The organism is Pseudoalteromonas sp. SG43-7 (assembly GCF_014164295.1).
Classification (GTDB): domain Bacteria; phylum Pseudomonadota; class Gammaproteobacteria; order Enterobacterales; family Alteromonadaceae; genus Pseudoalteromonas; species Pseudoalteromonas rhizosphaerae.
The window spans coordinates 112179-134529 of record NZ_JACJEY010000006.1 but is presented as its reverse complement, the minus strand read 5'-3'; the positions used below and the strand labels follow the sequence as shown (position 1 = coordinate 134529).

General features: G+C 40.9%; 19 protein-coding genes. 3 read left to right on the top strand and 16 right to left on the bottom strand.

The features are described 5' to 3' along the window. Positions 1-5: 5 nt before the first annotated feature. The 9 genes from H5200_RS04350 to rppH form a co-directional block, all read right to left on the bottom strand. Complete coding sequence (locus H5200_RS04350) at positions 6-473, bottom strand: DUF4402 domain-containing protein (RefSeq protein ID WP_182739891.1); 468 nt, start codon at positions 471-473, stop codon at positions 6-8. 7 nt (positions 474-480) lie between these two features. Further along, positions 481-1074 carry a DUF4402 domain-containing protein gene (locus H5200_RS04345; RefSeq protein WP_182761006.1) on the bottom strand — a complete coding sequence of 198 codons (594 nt, stop codon included), beginning with the start codon at positions 1072-1074 and terminating at the stop codon, positions 481-483. A 120-nt stretch (positions 1075-1194) separates the two neighbouring features. Continuing rightward, positions 1195-1827 carry an SPOR domain-containing protein gene (locus tag H5200_RS04340; protein WP_259399169.1) on the bottom strand — a complete coding sequence of 211 codons (633 nt, stop codon included), beginning with the start codon at positions 1825-1827 and terminating at the stop codon, positions 1195-1197. 120 nt (positions 1828-1947) lie between these two features. Then, on the bottom strand, positions 1948-2826 hold the full coding sequence (gene galU, locus H5200_RS04335; RefSeq protein WP_182739893.1) for a UTP--glucose-1-phosphate uridylyltransferase GalU: 879 nt from the start codon (positions 2824-2826) through the stop codon (positions 1948-1950). Positions 2827-2861: 35 nt separating this feature from the next. Continuing rightward, positions 2862-3713: a thymidylate synthase gene (locus H5200_RS04330; protein ID WP_182718032.1), complete on the bottom strand. Its 852-nt coding sequence runs from the start codon at positions 3711-3713 to the stop codon at positions 2862-2864. A 14-nt stretch (positions 3714-3727) separates the two neighbouring features. Beyond that, positions 3728-4531 carry a prolipoprotein diacylglyceryl transferase gene (gene lgt / locus H5200_RS04325; RefSeq protein ID WP_149981669.1) on the bottom strand — a complete coding sequence of 268 codons (804 nt, stop codon included), beginning with the start codon at positions 4529-4531 and terminating at the stop codon, positions 3728-3730. An 11-nt stretch (positions 4532-4542) separates the two neighbouring features. Further along, positions 4543-5352, bottom strand: a complete 810-nt coding sequence (locus H5200_RS04320) for a sulfite exporter TauE/SafE family protein (RefSeq protein ID WP_182761005.1) — start codon at positions 5350-5352, stop codon at positions 4543-4545. A gap of 244 nt (positions 5353-5596) precedes the next feature. Beyond that, positions 5597-7870: a phosphoenolpyruvate--protein phosphotransferase gene (ptsP, locus tag H5200_RS04315; RefSeq protein WP_182761004.1), complete on the bottom strand. Its 2274-nt coding sequence runs from the start codon at positions 7868-7870 to the stop codon at positions 5597-5599. A 17-nt stretch (positions 7871-7887) separates the two neighbouring features. Continuing rightward, entirely contained in the window at positions 7888-8409 is a 522-nt protein-coding gene (gene rppH / locus H5200_RS04310) for an RNA pyrophosphohydrolase (RefSeq protein ID WP_145240920.1), read from the bottom strand. 427 nt (positions 8410-8836) lie between these two features. On the opposite strand from rppH, the gene mutH reads away from it, so the two are divergent. After that, entirely contained in the window at positions 8837-9508 is a 672-nt protein-coding gene (mutH, locus tag H5200_RS04305) for a DNA mismatch repair endonuclease MutH (protein WP_149981676.1), read from the top strand. A 106-nt stretch (positions 9509-9614) separates the two neighbouring features. On the opposite strand, the gene eno is transcribed toward mutH, so the two are convergent. From eno to rlmD, 5 genes are all read right to left on the bottom strand, one after another. Further along, a complete protein-coding gene (gene eno, locus H5200_RS04300; protein WP_145240917.1) occupies positions 9615-10913 on the bottom strand; it encodes a phosphopyruvate hydratase in 1299 nt (432 codons plus the stop codon). A 111-nt stretch (positions 10914-11024) separates the two neighbouring features. Next, positions 11025-12659 carry a CTP synthase gene (locus H5200_RS04295; RefSeq protein WP_145240916.1) on the bottom strand — a complete coding sequence of 545 codons (1635 nt, stop codon included), beginning with the start codon at positions 12657-12659 and terminating at the stop codon, positions 11025-11027. Positions 12660-12797: 138 nt separating this feature from the next. Then, positions 12798-13610 carry a nucleoside triphosphate pyrophosphohydrolase gene (gene mazG, locus H5200_RS04290; RefSeq protein ID WP_182761003.1) on the bottom strand — a complete coding sequence of 271 codons (813 nt, stop codon included), beginning with the start codon at positions 13608-13610 and terminating at the stop codon, positions 12798-12800. Between the two features lie 8 nt (positions 13611-13618). Next, a complete protein-coding gene (gene relA, locus H5200_RS04285) occupies positions 13619-15775 on the bottom strand; it encodes a GTP diphosphokinase (protein WP_145240914.1) in 2157 nt (718 codons plus the stop codon). Positions 15776-15783: 8 nt separating this feature from the next. After that, positions 15784-17109: a 23S rRNA (uracil(1939)-C(5))-methyltransferase RlmD gene (rlmD, locus tag H5200_RS04280; protein WP_182761002.1), complete on the bottom strand. Its 1326-nt coding sequence runs from the start codon at positions 17107-17109 to the stop codon at positions 15784-15786. Between the two features lie 98 nt (positions 17110-17207). Here rlmD and barA point away from each other — a divergent pair, with 98 nt between their 5' ends. Further along, positions 17208-19973 (top strand): two-component sensor histidine kinase BarA, encoded by a 2766-nt coding sequence (gene barA / locus H5200_RS04275; RefSeq protein ID WP_149981683.1) that lies wholly within the window; start codon positions 17208-17210, stop codon positions 19971-19973. Here barA and H5200_RS04270 read toward each other — a convergent pair. Continuing rightward, entirely contained in the window at positions 19970-20899 is a 930-nt protein-coding gene (locus H5200_RS04270) for a hypothetical protein (RefSeq protein WP_182718026.1), read from the bottom strand. The two genes, barA and H5200_RS04270, sit on opposite strands and share 4 nt — an antisense overlap. Before the next feature lie 127 nt (positions 20900-21026). On the opposite strand from H5200_RS04270, the gene H5200_RS04265 reads away from it, so the two are divergent. Next, positions 21027-21494, top strand: a complete 468-nt coding sequence (locus H5200_RS04265; RefSeq protein ID WP_145240906.1) for a YcxB family protein — start codon at positions 21027-21029, stop codon at positions 21492-21494. A gap of 26 nt (positions 21495-21520) precedes the next feature. On the opposite strand, the gene csrA is transcribed toward H5200_RS04265, so the two are convergent. Next, complete coding sequence (gene csrA / locus H5200_RS04260; RefSeq protein WP_004587515.1) at positions 21521-21712, bottom strand: carbon storage regulator CsrA; 192 nt, start codon at positions 21710-21712, stop codon at positions 21521-21523. Positions 21713-22351: the final 639 nt, after the last annotated feature.

The window sequence follows — 22351 nt, the reverse complement described above, 5'->3', positions numbered from 1 at the left end:
AATCCTTAATAATCCACTGAAATTTCTAAGTTTGTGGTTGTTGAATAGTCGCCGTCAACATATTGTTTGCCGCTTGTATTTATTTCTAATTTACCACCAATAAATACATGCACTTCGCTAAACTCATCGCTTGTTGCGTCTTTAGGAAAGCCATTTAAGGTCACTCTAAAGTCGGCACTACTACTTCCTTTAGTATTGTGTTGCATAGTTGCAGGAGCCACTAAATTCATGGAAACTCGAGTGCCAGGGGGGATGTCAGTGAGTATCAGCTCAGCTGGGCGACCATCTTTAAGGATATAGATTTCGCCAGAGGTGCTAATCGAACCATCATCCTTGATAATTACAGAACCTATTTGATCACTTTTAAGAATAACTAAGGTGCCAAAATCAAGCGCTTGTTGCTCTATACTCGCGGCTCTTGTTGACTGTGAATACAGTATTGAAAGCATCGCAAATAACAAGAAAAAACGCATGATTAAATTAATAAGCAACTTCTAATTGAAAAGTGCCTGTATACTCAGTATCTCGGTACGCTTCGCTAGAAATTGTTGATGCTGTAGAAAGAGTTGCACCAATATTAAACGATACACTGCCATCACCGTCAGCAGTTAAATTAGGCGTCACTGATGAATAATAAGCGTTTGCATTTGGACCGCTAGTGATAAAGTATGTCCAAGTACCAACCGTAAAGTTTGGCTCATTCAAACCTTGGCCATTAGAGCTCAGGGTTGTTGCTGTTGGGTTAGTAATTGATAAACGAGCATTTGGCACTACTTCCGATACTGTAAAAGATGCAGGCGAACCTTGCTCTATTATTGAAATAATCGCAGGTGCGTTATCAGTTCTAGACGATACAGGACTTGCTGTAGGCTCAGGGTTGATAACCAATGTAGCTTGGTTAACACCGTCTGGATCTGCAACCGCTCGAATTGTACCAAAATCTAAGTCAGGTCCTTTTGTCAATACAACTGTATTTTGTACTTTAACTTTCGCATCAAAGCTTTCGGTTGTAGCATAAGTCGCGAATGAGCTTGCTGTAACTGCTGCTGCCAGAAGAGTTGAAAATAATTTCATATTAAATCCTTATAAGAGATGGGACATTACCCTATGTTGCCCCTATCTTAGATATTATCGACACTCAGAACAATTACTTTAAGCTTAATTACTGAAAAATCAGAAAAATAGCTTATTTAATTACAAAGGCTGACCAACAAATGGGGCACTCAGGCATTTTTGGCCTAAATTTTGTGCTAATGAACAAAATAGATTGGCCTCGGTATAATTTTGAAATGGCCCAACTCGTAACCCATACAAGGTAACGCCTTTATTGTGACGCTCTGTCATTACAAAATCTAATTGGCTAAATGCCTGCGGATATTGTTGCTGCAACCTTGCTATTTGCGTTCTCACTCTCTGTGGTTTTAAATATAGCCCAAGTTGCGCGCCTGGCAGTGAGTTGCCATACAGTGGCAGAGGGCGGTTTTCGATAGTTTTTGAGGAGTTAGCAGTATCAGGGATCTGTATTTTTTCAGCATAATGAGCCACCGTAACATTATCTTCGCGAAGCACCGCTGGGTTTTCTGCAATATCAGTTTGAGAGGAAAGTGCCATTATTAATAGTTGCAAGTCTTCCTCCATCGCAGCTAAACGAGTAATACTCTCTTGTTGCGAGTGCCATTGCTGAACATACTCTTTGACTTGTTGATCAGAAATTAATGCAGGCTGCTGTTCCACCGGGTTAGCATTAATACTACTGCACCCACTAAGCCAGACAGTTGCTGTAACCAACACTGTGGTATACCAAGTTTGTTTTTTAAAACACATCATCTGTTAGCATCAAAAATAAATAATGCCATATTATAAGCAAAGTCAGTGCCAGTTTCAGGATTTTTAAGCAATAAAAAAGTGCCACTAAGGCACTTTTATAAATTGCATGACTAAATGAGCTTAAACTAAGGTTTTAATAAAATCACTTAGCTCATCTTTAAATTCATCACGACGCAGTGCAAATTCAATAGTGGCTTTTAAATAGCCCAACTTACTACCGCAATCATGACTACGCCCTTTTATCGCATAAGCAGCAACAGATTCTTTTTCCATTAGCATCGCAATTGCATCTGTTAACTGAATTTCGTCGCCGGCGCCTGCGGGAGTTTTTGCAAGTAATGGCCAAATATTTTTACTTAGCACATAACGACCTACCACAGCCAAATTTGATGGTGCGCTATGCACAGGAGGTTTTTCAACCATATTAAGGATCGCTGCGCTTTGCCCTTGTTCAAGCTTTACGTCGCCTAAATCGACCACACCAAACTTATCAACATCCTGCATAGGCACAGGCTCAACCATTATTTGGCTCTCACCGTTTGTATTAAAGCGAGTAATCATTTCAGCTAAATTATCTTTTTTAAGATTACTTTCAACATCATCTATGATCACATCAGGTAAAATAACCACAAACGGTTCGTTACCAATAATTGGCGCTGCACAGTTGATTGCGTGCCCTAAGCCTTTTGCTTCACCTTGGCGAACGTGAATAATTGTCACATCTTTAGGGCAAATAGCTTGTACTTCAGCAAGTAACTGACGCTTTACCCGCTTCTCTAGCGTTGCTTCTAGCTCAAAACTGGTATCAAAATGGTTTTCAATCGAGTTTTTACTCGAGTGAGTCACTAATACAATTTCTTTAATACCCGCAGCAACCGCTTCATTAACTACATATTGAATCAAGGGTTTATCTACAACAGGTAACATCTCTTTTGGAATAGCTTTAGTAGCTGGCAACATTCGGGTGCCAAGTCCTGCGACTGGGATCACTGCTTTCATTATTCTCTCCTTAAAACTATGATGCTTATTAATTGTTACACTGAAAACGGGTATTTAATTGCTTCATGGCATTGATAGCCATTTACCTCAAAGTCATCACGGGTGACCCACGTTTCGATATCTTCGAGTGATTTAATATTTGGATTAATCGTCAACGTCGGTGATGCAAATGGCTCACGCTGTAACTGCACATCACGCATTAATTCCAGTTGGTTCTCATAAATATGGGCATTAACGATTTTATGATAGGCCTTACCTGCTTTGTGGCCAGTGATCTGCGCGACCAGTGCAAGCAATACAAAACATTGAATTTGATTGAAATTCAAACCAAGTGGCACATCACAGCTGCGCTGATACGAGGTTAAATAAAGCGTATCGCCAAGAAGCGAAAAAGTATGCGTGTGCATACATGGGCGCAAACACCCTAACTCAAACTCACCCGGATTATAAAAAGTGATGATCTCGCCTCTGTCATCCACACCATTTTTAAGATTATCAATGACCTTTTTTAGCTGATCTAACGGTGTGCCATCAGGGCGTCGCCAATCACGAGCTTGTACGCCATATACACGGCCCATATCATCTTCACCTTTACGGTTCGGATTATTTAACCATGCTTGGTTTTCATTAGCGTTAGCATCCCAAGTCATACAACCTATGTCGCGAAATTGCGCAGCACTGCTATAACCACGAAGGTAACCCAACAGCTCTGCGATTGCCGCTTTGTAATAACTTTTACGGGTGGTGATCATTGGGAACTTGTTGTTCGCAACGTCGTATTCAAGCTCCGCATTAATGACTGTTAAACAACGCGTTCCCGTACGTTTATTCTCAACCCAGATACCTTCATCAACAATGCGCTGACATAACTCTAAATATTGTTTCATTATTCGCTTCTTTTTTATGCTTTACTGGCAACAGCAGGCTGTGGCTTTTTGTATGCCCATATTATCAAACCAAGACCAGCAATGACCATTGGCAATGACAATATTTGACCCATTGATATAAAATCAGCAAACAATCCTAGTTGTGCATCTGGTTCGCGCACATATTCAACGCAGAATCTAAATACCCCATAGCATAGTAAAAATAATCCGCCGACACTACCCGCTGGACGTGGCTTTTTAGTAAACACATACAAAATAATAAACAGCACGAAGCCTTCTAAAAAGGCTTCATACAACTGTGAAGGATGACGCGCCAATGGCCCACCATTTGGGAATACCATAGCCCAAGGCACATCGGTAGTTCTGCCCCATAATTCGCCGTTAATAAAGTTACCAATACGTCCAGCTAAAAGGCCAACCGGCACTAGCGGTGCAACAAAATCACCCACTGCAAGTAACTGTTTTTTACGTGTCCAGGCAAACACACAAATAGCGGTTATCACCCCTAAAGTGCCACCGTGGAAAGACATACCACCTTGATCGATTCTAAATAAATACAGTGGATTTTCTAAAAAGTAACTAAATTGATAAAACAGTACATAGCCAATCCGACCACCCAGAATAACCCCTAACATACCGTAGAACAGTAAATCACTGACCTCTTCTTTCGTCCAACCCGAGCCTGGTTTAGTTGCTTGCCTATTTGCCCACCACATCGCAAAAGCAAAGCCAATTAAATACATTAAACCGTACCAACGTACGCTAAGAGGACCGACAGTGAAAATGATCGGATCGATCTCTGGAAATTCAAGAGCCATAAAATTAAACCTTAACTAAAAACCATTTGAAGCGCGATGATAATCAGTAACACCGCGAACACTTTTTTTATCGTTGAAACGGGTAAATAATGCGTTGCTTTGGCTCCTATTGGTGCCATAAACCACGAGGTTATTACTATACCTAATAATGCCGGTAAATACACAAAACCTGCAAAGCCATGTTGTAAATCGGTTACTTGCCAACCAGCGCTGACATATCCCACAGAGCCAAATAGCGCAATCACAATGCCACATGCTGCCGCGCAGCCTATGGCTTTTTTAATATCAACTGAAAAATAGTGCAGTAGCGGCACAATCAATGCGCCGCCACCAATACCAATCAAACCTGATAATCCGCCCATCACTGCGCTAATAGCGCCAATAACTGGGCCACTTGGCATAGGTTTGACCGCGACAGGCTTATTACGAGCAGACAACACCATACGAGCAGCAATAAACACCACACTAACAGCAAAAACGATGCGTAATAACTGTTCTGGAATTAAACTCGCGGCAAAACCACTGATCAGAGCACCAAGTCCAACGCCAGACATAACCCAAGGCGCAATTTCCCATGGCACATTTTGATTTTTATGGTGTGCTAATGCAGATGACGTTGAAGTGAATAAAATAGAGGCAAGCGAGGTAGCAATCGCAATAACCAGTACATGATCAACCGCAACAACATTAAAATGCACTAATAATGAACTCAGTACTGGCACAATAATTAATCCACCGCCAATGCCTAATAACCCAGCTAAAAAACCAACCACACAACCTAATAGCGCGCAGCTGATAATCAGGATAACTAAATCATGCATCGTACACTCTTATAAAATTGGATTTATTATATGCATATACTAATCGATTATATCGAATCTTTACAGCACTCGTTTTGGTAATACCAATCGTGTTAAGTTATTAGCCATTTATAGCGACAGATAAATAGAGTGATAACAAGGCATAAATTTCGACATGTAGTTGTTCTACTTGAGAAATTTATAACGCAGTTAGCGCTTTATTTGGCACGCTAGAATGGTTAAATATTTAAGTCGATTGGTATAACTAAGAAGCCTGATTTGGGGTATAAAATAATTCACCAAGTTGATGCTCAATCATAAAATTACGCGTTAACCTAAGTACTTGTTTTGCAGTAGATTGTGCTAAACACTCCGCCAGTAATGTTTCCATATCGCTGGCTTTTAAACGTCTTAATACCCATTTAACTTTACTTAATGATGAGTAGTTCATACTCAAGCGACGATACCCCATCGCAATCAGCAGTATTGCACCTTCAGGATCGCCACCTAATTCACCACATAAACTAAAGGACATCTCATATTGCTGACACTCTTTCGCAACTTTTTGCAGTACTCTTAATACCGCTGGATGATAGGGATTAAATAAATCAGCAACACGCGCATTCGAACGATCGACGGCAAGTAAGTATTGCGTCAAATCGTTACTACCTACAGAACAAAAATCTACTTTCTTAGACCATTCAGGGAGCATAAATACACTTGAAGGGACTTCTAACATTACGCCAATCTCTGGGCGTTCAATGGCTTGCTCTGGGTATTTTTCTTCCAGTTCAAAATAGGCTTGCTCTAACAATGCTAAAGATTCATCAACCTCTTCGGTACCGCTTATCATTGGCAGCATAATTTTTAAATTACCTAAACCAATGTTTGCTTTAACCATGGCTTTGAGCTGGTCTAAAAAGATCTCTGGGTGGTCCAATGTGACACGAATACCCCGCCAACCTAAAAATGGGTTTTCTTCTGTAATATCAAAGTAATCAAGTGCTTTATCACCACCAATATCAAGCGTACGCATCACTACAGGTTCTGGATGATAACTGGCTAATACTTCGCGATACCAATTCTCTTGTTCTATTTGTGATGGAAACTGGCCTTTTTGCATAAACCAGGCTTCAGTTCGGTATAAGCCAACGCCATCACAGACTTTGGTGTTAGCTTTTTCAGTATTGAGTTCCAAACCAGCATTGAGCAACAAACTAATATGCTCGCCATCTAATGTCACTGCATCGCATTCTTGCTCAGCCACAAACTTGTCGTTTAATAGACTTTCTTGGTGCTGTAATTGTAAATATTCATCTTGTAGCATTTGCGAAGGCGAAATATATAATCGCCCTGCGTATGCATCTAAAATCATTGGTTTACCATCAAACTGCAATAGCGGTAAATCTTCAATACCCCAAATTGCAGGGATCCCCATTGCACGGGTTAAAATTGACGCATGACTATTTGCCGCACCGTTAACACTTACTACGCCAACTAAATGGCCTTTAGGCACTTCTGCAAGCATGGCTGGGGTTAAAGTATTAGCGATCAGTACTGTATCTTTAGGATAACTTTTTATGGCGTGTTCAGTATTGACGAGATGATGCAGTACGCGCAGGCCGATATCTTTAACATCAACCGCACGCTCTTTGATATAGGGATCCTGCATGGCATTGAATTGCGAGATCAATCGTTCGATCACAATTTTCAATGCACTTTTTGCACACCAGCCTTCTTGCAGTTGTGCTTCAACATTCTGCCCTAAACTTTTTGCATCCAGTAGTTGCTGATACACCTCAAACACTGCCAACGCTTCTTTAGGGATAGAATCGCTAAGAGTCATCGACAAGGTGTTAAATTCTTTGCGGGTTGCAGCAACAGCTTGAGTAAATAAGCGGCGTTGCTCAGTACAGTTATCGTCTTTTTTTAATTCTATCGATTTAAAGTCAAGTTTCGGCAGAATAACAAACGCCTGCCCTATCGCAATTCCTGGCGCGCTAGAAACCCCTTTTAGCACCGAGGTCTGATGAGAAAACTCATCTTGGCGTAGTACTTCTTTGATTTCTGCATGGGCTAATTGCGACGCTAGTTGCGCAGATAACGTAATTAAAAAGGACTCTTCATCTTGACTAAATACACGGGCAATTTTCTGTTGTACAACAATAACGCCCAGCACTTTTTTTTGATGAACTACAGGCACAGACAAAAATGCGTTGAAGCCTTCTTCATTCACTTCAGGAGAGAGTTTAAAACGCGGGTGAGACTTGGCAAAGGCAATATTAATAGGTTCTTCTCGTTGTGCTACTAAGCCAACTAAACCTTCGGTAAAACCGATTCTAAACTTACCCACGGCTGCGGGATTAAGCCCTCTGGTTGCCATTAATACAAAATTATCTTGACTGTAATCAGCAAAATAAATGGAGCAGCACTCAGTTTTCATGGCATCTTTCACCATTTCAACAAAACATGCTAGCGCACTATCCAAACTCGCTTGTTGCGAAACGGACTCTGCAATAGCTCTGAGTGTAGCCAGCATAATACTGCTCCTTTATATTATTTACCTTTATGGCGCCACGTATCTTTGGACTGTTCACGTTTATTAAAAGGCATCGCAAAGGGTGCGAATTCTTTCATAACACGGCGATAAACATCGCGTTTAAACGATACAACTTGCCTTACCGGATACCAATAACTTACCCACCGCCAATCATCAAATTCCGGATGATGTGTTTTTAGTAAGTTGACGTCTTCGTCTTTACAACGCAGTTTCAATAAAAACCATTTTTGCTTTTGCCCAATACACACCGGACTGGAGTCTCGGCGGATCAAACGCTTGGGCAATTTATAACGTAACCAATGTTTTGAACTTGCGACAATTTCTACATCTTCAGGGCGCAAGCCGACTTCTTCGTGTAATTCACGAAACATGGTCTGCTCTGCTGTTTCGCCACTATCAACACCACCTTGAGGAAACTGCCAAGAATGCTGACCATAACGTCTGGCCCAAAAGACCTGTCCCTGATTATTGCAAATTACAATTCCGACATTGGCACGAAAACCTTCGGCATCAATCACCTTAGTGCCTCATTTGTAAGTCGATTTTTAATGATTGTTCCACATTACCTGCAATACGGCAAACAATATTCAGAGTTTTACGCATCTTACTCACAGCTTGTGCATAACTTTAGTTTATACAGCTCATTTTGCAAACAAATCCACAATAACAGATCCAATAACTTGCCTTTTCCACAGTTTCTGTGGATAACATTGTTCATAGTTATGTATTTATCCCAACAAGTTTTCAACACAGCTTAAAGGCTTTACAAATTCAACAGTTAAAAACCATTAAATTCAATACATTAAGCTTAAAGTCAGCAAGTTTCACCTTGTCTAAAAACACAGCGAACCATCACTGGACAAAAAACACCCAAACGCAAAGATATCCACGGTTAAACTCTTTTGCTATCATGAGTAGTGAATTTATACAACCAAATAACTCGCTATGAAACCGATAAAACCACATTCAATCAATGAATTAATGCAACGTGTTAGCAACATTGCAGGACTGACATTAGGCCAATTAGCAAGTCATTATCAGTTTAAAACACCTGAGCATTTATTAAAGGAGAAAGGCTGGACGGGGCAATTGATTGAATATGCATTAGGTGCTACAGCAGGTTCCAAACCTACCCCTGATTTTGAAGAGCTCGGGATTGAACTTAAAACGCTACCAATCTCATATAAAGGCAAACCATTAGAGACCACTTTTGTGTCTGTGACACCGTTATTGAATGTCACAGGTATGACATGGCAGCAAAGTAATGTGCGTAAAAAACTCAATCATGTCTTGTGGCTACCCATACTAGGCGAGCGCGACATTGTGCCATTTGATAGAACCATTGGTAGTGGCTTTTTATGGCAACCCTCAGCAGAGCAAGATGCGCAGTTACAGCGAGACTGGGAAGAACAAATGGAGCTGATAGCACTGGGACGTGTTGATGAGATCTCAGGGCATTTAGGGGATGCGATGCAAATTCGCCCAAAAGCAGCTAATAGCAGAATAGTCACCGATGCCATCGGTCCAAACGGGCAAATTATTAAAACCCTACCCCGAGGTTTTTATTTAAAAACCAGCTTTACAGGGCAGATTTTGAAGCAGCAATTTCAGCTTTAACGCCTAAAAATGCGCGAGATAAACTCGCGCCTACAAGGCACTTAAATAAAAATCCCCGCATTTGCGAGGATTTTTCAAAAGTTTAAATCAGCTTCTTATAAAAGAATTACTGACCTTTAACTTCTTTAAGACCATTAAAAGGTGCTTTAGCGCCTAATTGCTCTTCAATACGTAGCAATTGGTTGTACTTCGCTACACGATCAGAACGGCTCAATGAACCTGTTTTGATTTGACCAGCTGCAGTACCCACTGCTAAATCAGCAATTGTTGAATCTTCAGTTTCGCCTGAGCGATGAGAAATAACAGCAGTGAAACCAGCGTCTTTAGCCATTTTGATTGCAGCTAACGTTTCAGTTAGTGAACCAATTTGGTTAAACTTGATTAAGATTGAGTTAGCAATACCGTTGTCGATACCACGCTTTAAGATCTTAGTGTTTGTCACGAATAAATCGTCACCAACTAATTGGATCTTATCGCCAAGTAGTTTTGTTTGGTGTGCAAAGCCGTCCCAATCAGACTCATCAAGGCCATCTTCGATAGACACGATTGGGTACTGTTCAGTTAGATCTTTTAAGAAGTAGTTAAACTCTTCTGAGGTGAATTTTTTACCTTCGCCTTTAAGGTCGTAGATATTTGCTTCTTTGTCATAAAACTCAGACGCAGCACAATCAAGTGCTAGAGTAATGTCTTTGCCTAACTCGTAGCCTGCATTAGCAACAGCAACTTTAATTGCTGCAAGTGCCGCTTCGTTAGAGGCAAGGTTTGGTGCAAAACCACCTTCATCACCCACTGCGGTTGAATGACCATCAGCTTTAAGTACTTTGGCAAGGCTGTGGAATATTTCTGCACCCATGCGAAGCGCTTCACGGAAGTTGGCAGCGCCAACTGGCTGGATCATGAATTCTTGAATATCAACTGAGTTATCAGCATGCTCACCACCATTGATGATGTTCATCATTGGTAACGGCATAGAATAAACACCTGGTGTACCGTTTAAGTCAGCAATGTGCTCATAAAGCTCTACTTTTTTAGATTGTGCAGCAGCTTTTGCAGTTGCTAATGACACTGCTAAGATTGCATTTGCACCTAATTTTTCTTTATTTTCGGTACCATCTAAATCTAGCATTACTTGGTCAACAGTGCTTTGCTCTAGTGCATTTTGGCCAGCTAAGGCTGTCGCGATTTCATTATTAATAAAACCAACCGCTTTTAATACACCTTTACCTAAGTAACGTGCTTTATCACCATCACGTAATTCTAGTGCTTCGCGAGTACCTGTTGATGCACCTGATGGTGCAGCAGCGCGGCCCCATGAACCGTCAGCTAAATGAACATCAGCTTCTACAGTTGGGTTACCACGCGAATCCATAATTTCGCGACCGATCACTTTTACGATATTTGACATCTTGATTCCTCTTTTCCCAAAATGGTGAGTCTACTCCGACTTTATTAATTTTCCTTAATGCCGTCGACTTTGAAAACAAATAAGCCGTGCATAGTGCACGGCTTATTCATATTACGATGACGCTTTTTGATGAATATGCGCAGCGGCAACAAACCCTTCAAATAGCGGATGACCATCACGCGGTGTTGAGGTGAATTCCGGGTGGAATTGAGCCGCAATAAACCACGGGTGATCTTTATTCTCGATGATTTCAACTAGCTTCTTATCTTCCGATAAACCAGTGAAACTCAAGCCAGCTTTTTCAAGCTGTTCAACAAAATTATTGTTTACTTCGTAACGATGACGATGACGTTCAACAATCTCATCACTACCATATACTTCACGTACTTTTGAGCCTGGTGTTAAATGACATTTTTGTGCGCCTAAACGCATAGTGCCACCTAAATCAGATTTTTCGCTACGTGTTTCAATGTTGCCTTCAGCATCTAACCATTCTGTGATCAAACCAACCACAGGGCTTGACGAGTTAGCATTAAACTCGGTTGAGTTTGCATCTAATAAGCCTGCAACATTACGTGCATACTCAATTAGCGCAACTTGCATACCTAAACAGATACCAAGGTAAGGTACTTTATTTTCACGGGCATATTTTGCCGCTAAAATTTTACCTTCAACACCGCGACCACCAAAACCACCAGGAACTAAAATAGCATCAAGGTTAGCTAATAACTCAGTACCTTTACTTTCAACATCTTGTGAATCAACATATTGAATGTTTACTGTTAAACGATTTTTAAGACCTGCATGTTTAAGTGCTTCGTTTACAGATTTATAGGCATCAGGTAGTTCAATGTATTTACCAACCATACCGATAGTCACTTCACCCGTTGGGTTTGACTCTTGGTATAACACTTGTTCCCACTCAACTAAATCAGCTTCAGGGCAATCAAGATGGAAGCGACGACATACAAAGTTATCAAGCTCTTGCGATTTTAATAGCGCAGGAATTTTATAAATGCTGTCTACATCAGGTAATGAAATAACCGCTTTTTCTTCAACGTTAGTAAAAAGAGCAATCTTTGCACGTTCGTTATTTGGTAATTTACGATCTGAACGGCAGATAAGAATATCTGGTTGAATACCAATCGAGCGTAACTCTTTAACAGAATGCTGTGTTGGTTTGGTTTTCACTTCACCCGCAGGGCCTAAGAATGGCACTAACGTTAAGTGAATAAACAATGCGCGCTCACGGCCAATCTCTGTGCCAAGCTGACGAATTGCTTCTAAGAATGGTTGTGACTCAATATCACCAACCGTTCCACCAATTTCAACGAGTGCCACATCATGGCCTTCAGCACCGTCATAAACACGTTGCTTAATATCGTTGGTAATATGTGGAATAACCTGAATTGTTGCACCAAGGTACTCACCACGACGCTCACGACGCAGCACATCTTCATATACACGACCTTGTGTGAAGTTGTTACGGCTTGTCATTTTGGTACGGATGAAACGTTCATAGTGACCTAAATCAAGATCGGTTTCAGCGCCGTCTTCGGTGACAAATACTTCACCATGTTGAATTGGGCTCATTGTGCCTGGGTCAACGTTGATATAAGGATCCAGCTTTAAAATGGTAACATTTAAACCACGGGCCTCTAAAATAGCTGCCAACGATGCTGCTGCAATACCTTTACCCAACGAGGAAACAACCCCGCCGGTAACGAAGATAAATTTTGTACTCATGCGAACCCTAGAATATCAGGAATTAAAAGGAAAAATATAGAATCAAGACGGGGCGAAATTATAGCAAAGGCACTGCCATCAATCCAGCGAAAGTTAGTAATTCTCTGCACAAAAAACGCACTCAGCGTTTCGCATTATTTACTGCTGCTTTTTTATCGCACCCCATGCGGCATCCATTTCAGCAAGGGTTGCAGTATCAAGCGATTGCCCACGCTCACATAAATAGGCTTGTACTTTTTCAAATCGCGCTGAAAACTTATCGTTGGCGCTACGTAATAATTGCTCTGGGTCACGTTTAATATGCCGTGCTACATTAACTGTAGCAAACAATAAATCGCCGATTTCTTCTGCGCTGTGTGCTGAAAATGGATCAACGGCTAACGCTTCTTTTACTTCATCAACTTCTTCAGCCACTTTATCTAATGCACCATGATAACTAGGCCAATCAAAGCCTAATCCTGCAACCCGCTGCTGAATTTTTTTGGCTTTACTCAAACTAGGCAGATTTGCAGGTATATCTTGCCATAATGTGTTGCTCTGCGGTTCAGCTTTTGCTGCCCGCTCCTGTGCTTTTATGGTTTGCCACTGCTCACTGAGTTGTTGTTCAGTCAGCCCTTGCTGATCGGCAAATACATGTGGATGGCGACGCACTAACTTATTATTTAGCCCAGCCATTACATCATTAAAATCAAATAACCCTTGCTCTTGTGCCAATTGCGCATAAAAAATCACTTGAAAGAGTAAATCACCCAGTTCATTTTTAAGCTCACCGAAATCACCTTTTTCAATGCAATCGGCTACCTCGTATGCTTCTTCTAAGGTATGCGGTACGATGGATGTAAAGTCTTGCTTTAAATCCCACGGGCAGCCTGTTGCTGGGTCACGTAATTTAGCCATAATGGCTAATAACTCAGTTAATGTATTCGTTGAGGTATTAGTTGTCTGGTTCATTTACATTCCTAGTGACTACGTTTTGCTTCATGCACGCCTTCGATTTGATCTAATTTTGATAGTAATCGATTGGTACTTGATAAATCATGTACTTCCACTTGCATGGTAAACAACGCTAATTGGCGGTCGTCCACGGTTTCCATATTCATATTCAGCACATTAACTTTTTCATTGGCCAGTACCGAACTAATATCACGTATAAGCCCAGCTCTGTCACTTGCTTCAATTTTAATACACAGGGCATAAGAGCCGTTAATTTCGTCTGACCAACTAACCGCAATAACACGCTCAGGATGTTGTGTTCTTAGATTATTAAAAGAATCACAATCAGTCCTATGCACACCTATGCCACGCCCTTGCGTGATATAACCGATTATTGACTCACCAGGAACTGGGCGGCAACATTTAGCCACATGGCTCATTAAACTACCAACCCCATCAACCACGATACCATTTTTATCACCGCTGATTTTAGTCGGGTTCTTAAAGCGGATGACGGGCTCGTCATCAGAGCGATCCGTGATAAAATTCAGCAACTGATTTAAACGCACATCACCGGCGCCAATCGCAACCATTAAGTCATCTAACTCTTTAAAGTTATAGCGAGTAATAGCCGGCTCTAAGTTTTTGTAGGTCAGATCGAGCTTTTGCAATTCATTATCTAGAATTTCTTTACCAGCACTGAGATTTTTATCGCGATCGAGTTGTTTAAACCAGTGGTGTATTTTCGCTCTCGCGCGGGATGATTTAATATATCCCAGTGATGGATTTAACCAATCGCGGCTAGGATTAGGTTGTTTTTGGGTTAAAATTTCAACCTGATCGCCAGTGTGTAATTGATGGGTAAAAGGCACAATTTTGCCAAATACTTTTGCACCAATACAACGATGACCGACATTTGAGTGAATATAATAAGCAAAATCCAATGGTGTTGCGCCCAGCGGTAAATCAAAAATATCGCCTCGAGGGGTGAAAATATACACCCGATCTTCGACCACTTGATTTTTTAGCTCTTCGGCTAAATCGCTGCCATCAACCACCTCTTCTTGCCATTGCAATAATTTACGCAACCAGCTAATTTTTTGCTCATACCCAGAACCACGCCCAGGTAACGCCCCTTCTTTATACATCCAGTGCGCAGCGACTCCGAGCTCAGCATCTTGGTGCATCGCGTGGGTACGAATTTGGATTTCAACCGTTTTGCCTTCTGGGCCAAATACTACGGTATGAATAGATTGATAACCATTTTGTTTAGGGGTGGCAATATAATCATCAAATTCTTTATTTAGATGGCGCCAATTGGTGTGTACGATCCCCAGCGCACCGTAACAATCTTGCAATTCATCCACCACAATACGCATGGCGCGAATATCGAATAACTGGTCAAACTCGTAATTCTTTTGCGCCATTTTTTTGTAAATACTGTAGATATGTTTTGGCCGACCATATACCTCGCCTTTAATACCTGCTTGAGCCAGTTTAGTTTTAACTTGCTCAACCATATCTACCATATAAGCTTCGCGACCTAGGCGCTTATCATCCAATTGCTTGGCAATATTTTTATACACATCAGGGTGCAAATAGCGAAACGATAGATCTTCCAGCTCCCACTTTAATTGCCCAATCCCTAACCGGTTAGCAAGTGGCGCAAAGATATCAGCGGTTTCTTTTGCAGCAATCACCCGCTCTTCTTCGTTGGCGTTTTTAACCTCTCGTAAATGACATACCTGCTCAGCAAGTTTAATAACCACAGCGCGCACATCTTCAACCATCGCCAATAACATACGGCGTATATTATCAACTTGAACGGTGCCAGTACCTTGATGAGCCAAAGTGCTAATAGTAGCCATTTGTGCAACACCCGTTAGCAGAGTTGCCACATGGCTCCCCATCACATCGCTTACTGTATCGATGTCGATTAGATTAGCCAAAAAACTCGGCGTAATATATGCGGTAGCGAGGGTGTCTGCATCGAGATTCATTTCCACCAAAATTTCGACCATTTCCATGGCAATATTTTGTTGCTGATGATTATGCAGTTCAGCGCAAAGGGTATTCGCTTTACTTAATAGTTCGCGCTTTTCTTGCGTTAAGTTAAGTAAACCAAGTCGTGTGCTAAAATCACCCGGTTTGTCGTGTTGGTGTGATTGCCGAGTAGCTACCATAATGCGCTCTACCTCCGTTGAAATAACGCCATCGTTTCGATATGCCCCGTGTGTGGAAACATATTCATTAGCCCTATTTTTTCAAGTGAAAATGCAGCTTGCGTAATAATTGCGCTGTCACGGGCTAAAGTAACAGGGTCGCAAGATACATATAAAATCGTTTTAAATTGCTTCAGAGGCAGTTGCTCTAAAATAGCTAAGGCACCGGTACGTGAAGGGTCCAGTACTAATACATTCAACTCTTTACTAAACCACGGAGCTTGCTGCATTGTTTGTGTTAAATCAAAACAATGAAAATGAGCATTGGCTATATGGTTAGTTTGCGCATTTTGCGCCGCCATTGCAACCGCAGAAGCCACTCCTTCAACACCAATTACACTTTTTGCGTTGTTTGCCAGCGCTAAAGCGAAGTTACCAATCCCACAAAATAGGTCTAGTACCTGTTCGTCCCCTTTTAAATTCAGCCAGTCAACCGCTTGAGAAAGCATAGCTTGATTTACCTGCGCATTGACTTGAATAAAGTTTTCCAGCCCAAACGTAAATTTTAGTCCAATTTCAGGTAAGCTATAAAACGGCATAGGTAAATGGCTGTGATTAATTTGCTGAGTATCTCCTTGCCATATTATTTGCCACTGATGGTCAAGCCCCTGCTGCTCAACAGTTGCTTTTAGCTTATCACTGATGCTTTTAGTGTGGCGGATCACCACAAAATTTTGCTCATCTGCTTGGCATAATTGTATATGGCTAACACTGCGAAGTTCGCCATATTGGTTTAATAACTGATCAAAAACAGTAAAAATTGCGGCAAAATCGTCACTCAGTACTGCACACTGCTGCACACTGACAATTTGTTTAGAACCTTGCGCGCGATAACCAACCCGCATTTTTTTTGCGGTTTTATCAAACATCACCGCTAACCGCGCACTGCGACGGTAGTGCGTCGGCTCGCTCAATAACGGCGCTTGCCAGTTCATTGCATCAAGCTTGGCAAACTTTGAAAACAGCTGGCTCACCGCCACTTGCTTTTCAACTAATTGTTGATCAAGTCGCAAATGCTGTAATTGGCAACCACCACATTGTTGATAATGTTCGCAAAACGGTTTAACCCGTGCCTCACTGGCCTGCTCAACTTTTATCGTTTTAGCCGCGCTATAACGAGCTTTATCTTCGGTTAGTTTGGCCTTAACCGTTTCACCTGTCAGTGCACCGCTAACAAAGCACACTTTATTATTATGCTTGGCAATCCCCCGACCTTGATGATCCATTCCTGAAATGGCTAAAGTTAACGACTGCCCAGAAAGGGTTTTCTTTTTTGCTTGGAAAAACTGCGCCATCGGGCAACACCTTAAATATTGATTCTACGAGGGTGATTGATTACTAGCTTATAAGTATATACTCTTTAACTAACTAATAATGATAACAACGTTCACTTATGACTAAACTTGGTTTGCGCGACTCAGTTTTAACGCTAACACTTATTCCCACAGTGATTATCGGATTACTACTTGGCGGCTATTTTACAATAAATCGTTACATTGAGCTTGATGAAATTTTATATCAGCAAGGTGCGACTATCTCCGAGCCCCTGTCGATTGCCATTGAACAGCCATTATTAGCAAAAAATAAACAGCTACTAAACCGTTTGATCAGCCATGCGCATAATAAACACTCTCCAGCAATTAAAACCATCGCCATTTTTGACGAGCATAATGAACTGGTATTAACCAGTAACTATCACCGTGACTTTGATGATCTACTGCACAGTGAGTACTTGCAAGCAGGAAAAAACACCAAAGTAGTGCCCAGCGACCACTTAATTACATTTTTTACGCCGATCATCAACCACTCAACGCCAGACGCACAGTGGAATAATGCAACGTTTCAAACATCCCTTGGCACTGTGGTTATTCAGCTCAACAAAGACCAAGCGATTATTGGTCAGCAACAGGCATTACTAGTCAGCGGTATTGTCATTATTTTAGCCTTAGTGTTGGCGGCTATTTTAGCCATCAGGCTTAGCCATATGTTTATGACCCCATTAAATAAGTTAGTACTGGCTACCGACAAATTAATCGAAGGGAAAAGAGAAACCGGCCTAACCGCTCCGATGATGGGCGAGTTTGAATTATTACGCCAAGGGCTAAACACCATTTCTGATACTATGGTGATGCAAAAAGATGAAATGCAAAAGCACATCGATCAGGCGACCAGTGACTTGCGCGAGTCGTTAGAATTATACGAAACACAAAATATTCAGCTCAGTATTGCTAAAACCGATGCCCAAGACGCCAACCGCGTAAAATCGGACTTTTTAGCGAAAATGAGTCACGAACTGCGCACACCACTCAATGGTGTAATTGGCTTTACTCGTCAATTACATAAAACACCGCTTAATAAACATCAAAAAGATTACCTCGATACCATCGAACTCTCAGCCAATAGTTTAATGACTATCATCAGCGATATTTTAGATTTTTCGAAGCTTGAAGCAGGCGCCATGGAACTTGAGTCCATTCAATTTCAACTACGTGACACAATAAACGAAGTACTTACGCTACTGGCCCCCAGTGCGCATGAAAAACAATTAGAGCTATCGATTTATATCAACTCACTGGTGCCTGATAACATTACTGGTGATCCGACCCGCTTTAAACAAATTCTGATCAACTTGATTAGTAATGCAATTAAGTTTACTGAAAAAGGCTCAATTAAAATTGATGTTGGCCATCGTTTACTTGATGAAGAACGGACCTCAGTATTAGTGTCGGTAACCGATACAGGCGTTGGCATTCCAATGGATAAACAAGATGCCTTGTTCACTCCTTTTGGCCAAGCTGATTCAAGCATTACCCGTAAATTTGGTGGCACAGGCCTTGGCTTAATTATTACCAAGCACATAGTTGAAACCATGGGTGGCCGCATTACCTTAAACTCAGCACCTGGTAACGGCACCTGCTTTACTTTTAATGGTGTATTTAGGCTTCCAAGCCATATTTATAACAGCGACTTACCAAGTAGATCTCTTGCAAATAAACGTATTTTATACCTAGAACCGCATGAACATACCCATAATGCGGTGCTCTCTTTACTCACCGAGTGGCAAACAAGGGTTACTGCGTGCTTTGACCAAGAAACCTTTTTACAAGAGTTAAACAAAGAGTTTAATTACGATATTTGTATTATTGGTCATGTTGCCGCAGTTGACGAAATGCAACGCTTAAAAAGCTATATCAAAGCAGTCCGTGAATCGACTGACTACCTGTATTTAATGCTTAATTCGGTATCGCATAATATGCGCGAAGCATATATTGGCTGTGGTGCAGATGCGTGTTTAAGTAAACCGCTGAACCACCGCAAGCTCTGTGAAGTGCTTGCAGCACCTTATCGACTCGATCATCCCGTACACAATATTGAAGAAAATGACGAAAAGTTATTACCGCTAAAAGTATTAGTCGTTGATGATAATGATGCCAATTTAAAGTTACTTTGTACTTTATTAGAAGAGCAAATTGAAACTATCGATACCGCTCATAATGGCTCACAAGCCTATAGTTTGAGCAAAAGCCATAAATACGACATTATTTTTATGGATATTCAAATGCCAATTATGGACGGTATTACCGCCTGTAAACTGATCCTAGAATCATCCTTAAACGAAGATACCCCTATTATTGCAGTCACAGCACACGCCTTAGCAGGCGAGAAAGAGCAACTTATTACCGATGGCTTTAAAGGGTATTTAACTAAACCTATTGATGAAGATATGCTGAAACAAATTATCAGTGATCATAGTCCACAATCACCGCTGCGACGAGACAAAAGCCGCAATGAGCTAGTTGCTATTGAGCCTCCTTTTGTAAGCTCTTCACTGGATTGGCCATTAGCACTGCAACGTGCCGGCGGTAAAAACGAACTGGCGCTTGAAATGCTTAATATGTTGTTACTCAGTGTGCCAGAAACCCTGCGACTACTTGAAGAAGCAACCGCCAGCCAAGATTGCGAACATGTGCTAAGTATTATTCATAAATTTCACGGTGCTTGTTGTTACACTGGCGTACCCAAGCTCAAGGCACTCGCTGAAGCACTGGAAACCGCGTTAAAAGGCGATTGTGATTTAAGTTATATTGAGCCTGAGCTTTTTGAGCTGCAAGACGAACTTGAAAACCTGATGACCGATGCCGGCTTAGCCGAACATTAACGGCAGATCCGCTTAAGTGATTTACCACTTTTTAAGCTACTGATCTGCCAAGTTACATCTGTATCTTGTTGCACCAGACTTACTTTGGCAATGTCACTAAACATAAAATCACCGGGTACATTAAGTCGCGTTAAATTTTGTGATAATGGTTGCTGACAATAAGGGCCTGTATCACCGTGGATCACTAATACCGGCTTTTTTACTGTGTTTACAAATTCCGCCAAAGCATCGCGATACACTTTAAAACCATCACACTGTTCTGGCTGAGTTTTACTGCATGCTGGTTGTGCTGTTTGATGGGTGTAAATATCCGCCTGAAAAGCAATCACATAACCTTTGGCTGCTGAGTTTGCTTGCGCTAACCAGTTAAGGTTGTTGCCGTCTCTTGTATCAGCTTGTTGATAAGCAAGTTGTTTATCACTTTTTAGCACCTCTCGACGGCCATTGTGGGTGCCTGCAATATGCAGCGTTATAAACTCTACATCAGCGAACCGCCAACGCGCATTTTCGTGCATGCTAGGCTGTTGCTGAAAATCAACTAAGGTATTGGCTTTTTCAAGGTATTTATCATCAAACATCAAGGTTTTTAAAAATACCAAGCGCTCTAATTCATCATAACGAGGAGTTAAATTTTTGCGGTCGCAATCAGTCCATTCATTGTCACCGGGGGTGTAAATAAATGGCTGCGTAGTTAAAGAGGTAAGTAACTGTTTATGCTTCTCAAGCAACTCATTGGTGCAAGGCTCAGAACCGGATTTCATATCGCCAACATGGATCAAAAAAGCATGCTCAGTCGTTTTTATTTTTTTACCCAAAGCTCCTATTGGCGCTAAATTCATTTCATCAATTGGAGTATATGGCATATCCCCCATCACCAAAAACGCATTACTGGACAGCGCCCAAGTCAAACCAATTAAACTAAACATCACCATCCCCTATCACGCAAATAGATCTTAAGCTCTCATAGTAACAAACAAATGAACAGTTAAAAGAACGGCTTTTTGCGACTAAGCTTGCTAAAATAACCGCACAGTAATCCTGAATTTATTAATCATGTCATTTAGCACCACTTATACATTAGATAAACCCTACTTTTACGAATGTTTTGATGAGTCTCTGCCTTACAGCGCACAAGCAAAGCCGAAATATGTTTTTTTAGTATTATTGGTTAGTTTAGGACTTACAGCTATTTATTGGTTAGAAAAACACTATTTAGGAAATTTCTTGATCATGGCCGCAGTACTTGAATGTGTTGCTTTTTATTATCGCAGGCCTTGGTGGGTAACGCGGCAAATGCTTAGTCGAGCATCAGGCTCTGAGGCAACGTTAACTATTGATGAAAGCGGTTTTAAAAGCGAAAACCCACATAAAAGCTATCAGCTAGCATGGCAAGATATTGATGAAGTAATTTTTACTGTTCGCGGTATTATTTTAAAAAGTCGTCGCGGCATGCAGTACGTTTCAAACAGCGTACTGAGTGATGAGATTATTGAATACATAAAAAAAAGAGCCACTAAATAGTGGCTCTTTCATATCAATTAAATTGATTAAGCATTGCCCGGATTCGGGTTAGACTTTTCAGCTTGAATACGCATGTAAATTTCTTCACGGTGTACCGAAACGTCTTTAGGTGCATTAACACCAATACGTACTTGATTTCCTTTAACACCTAGTACAGTGACAGTTACTTCGTCACCAATCATTAGGGTTTCACCTACTCGACGAGTTAGTATTAGCATTCTCTTGCTCCCGTATTCCAATAAATTAAAAGATTCCGCGTCTGTATATTAAAGAAAATAAGCCTTAATAGTAAGTAAAAACTCTAAATCGATTCATTTTCTGTTAAAAAAACTCTTTATAATGCGCCTATTGCCAATTCTAAGTATGTTTCATCTATTCAAACTAATATTTTAATATCAGATCTTGATACGTGTTTACGTTAATCTATAAAAACAAACTTACTACACTAGGATATGATTTCATAGTCACTGCCTCAATGGCGACTTTAGTAACTGAGCAACCAACAGAAATTTCTTTACTGTTAATATAATGGTGGCTGTCATTTAATACTTCAAGTAGTTACTAAAATCTTTTCTGTGCACTATAACGGTAGTCGATATAAGCATAGCCTATTTTTTCAAAGTTATGATTAATCTTAACTATTTGGACGCAGTTATCGAGAAAAAGTTTCAATAAAAATTAGTTTTATCATCGCTGTGGAGAGTTTATGGGGATAGTTCCGAGTTTTTTCGTAATTAAGGTAAATCCAGTGGCAATAAAAAATGCGGTAGTGTGTATTTAGTAAGGTATGCCGTTTTAGCTATAAATTTAGGACGTGGCTTAGCTGTTAAAGCAGATTTAGAGTAAACACCTTAAGA

What these genes read in the sequence shown, in the direction of transcription:
- H5200_RS04350 (WP_182739891.1), bottom strand. Translation starts at nt 473, where the DNA reads ATGCGTTTTTTCTTGTTATTTGCGATGCTTTCAATACTGTATTCACAG.
- H5200_RS04345 (WP_182761006.1), bottom strand. Translation starts at nt 1,074, where the DNA reads ATGAAATTATTTTCAACTCTTCTGGCAGCAGCAGTTACAGCAAGCTCA.
- H5200_RS04340 (WP_259399169.1), bottom strand. Translation starts at nt 1,827, where the DNA reads ATGATGTGTTTTAAAAAACAAACTTGGTATACCACAGTGTTGGTTACA.
- galU (WP_182739893.1), bottom strand. Translation starts at nt 2,826, where the DNA reads ATGAAAGCAGTGATCCCAGTCGCAGGACTTGGCACCCGAATGTTGCCA.
- H5200_RS04330 (WP_182718032.1), bottom strand. Translation starts at nt 3,713, where the DNA reads ATGAAACAATATTTAGAGTTATGTCAGCGCATTGTTGATGAAGGTATC.
- lgt (WP_149981669.1), bottom strand. Translation starts at nt 4,531, where the DNA reads ATGGCTCTTGAATTTCCAGAGATCGATCCGATCATTTTCACTGTCGGT.
- H5200_RS04320 (WP_182761005.1), bottom strand. Translation starts at nt 5,352, where the DNA reads ATGCATGATTTAGTTATCCTGATTATCAGCTGCGCGCTATTAGGTTGT.
- ptsP (WP_182761004.1), bottom strand. Translation starts at nt 7,870, where the DNA reads ATGCTGGCTACACTCAGAGCTATTGCAGAGTCCGTTTCGCAACAAGCG.
- mutH (WP_149981676.1), top strand. Translation starts at nt 8,837, where the DNA reads ATGAAACCGATAAAACCACATTCAATCAATGAATTAATGCAACGTGTT.
- eno (WP_145240917.1), bottom strand. Translation starts at nt 10,913, where the DNA reads ATGTCAAATATCGTAAAAGTGATCGGTCGCGAAATTATGGATTCGCGT.
- H5200_RS04295 (WP_145240916.1), bottom strand. Translation starts at nt 12,659, where the DNA reads ATGAGTACAAAATTTATCTTCGTTACCGGCGGGGTTGTTTCCTCGTTG.
- mazG (WP_182761003.1), bottom strand. Translation starts at nt 13,610, where the DNA reads ATGAACCAGACAACTAATACCTCAACGAATACATTAACTGAGTTATTA.
- relA (WP_145240914.1), bottom strand. Translation starts at nt 15,775, where the DNA reads ATGGTAGCTACTCGGCAATCACACCAACACGACAAACCGGGTGATTTT.
- rlmD (WP_182761002.1), bottom strand. Translation starts at nt 17,109, where the DNA reads ATGGCGCAGTTTTTCCAAGCAAAAAAGAAAACCCTTTCTGGGCAGTCG.
- barA (WP_149981683.1), top strand. Translation starts at nt 17,208, where the DNA reads ATGACTAAACTTGGTTTGCGCGACTCAGTTTTAACGCTAACACTTATT.
- H5200_RS04270 (WP_182718026.1), bottom strand. Translation starts at nt 20,899, where the DNA reads ATGTTTAGTTTAATTGGTTTGACTTGGGCGCTGTCCAGTAATGCGTTT.
- H5200_RS04265 (WP_145240906.1), top strand. Translation starts at nt 21,027, where the DNA reads ATGTCATTTAGCACCACTTATACATTAGATAAACCCTACTTTTACGAA.
- csrA (WP_004587515.1), bottom strand. Translation starts at nt 21,712, where the DNA reads ATGCTAATACTAACTCGTCGAGTAGGTGAAACCCTAATGATTGGTGAC.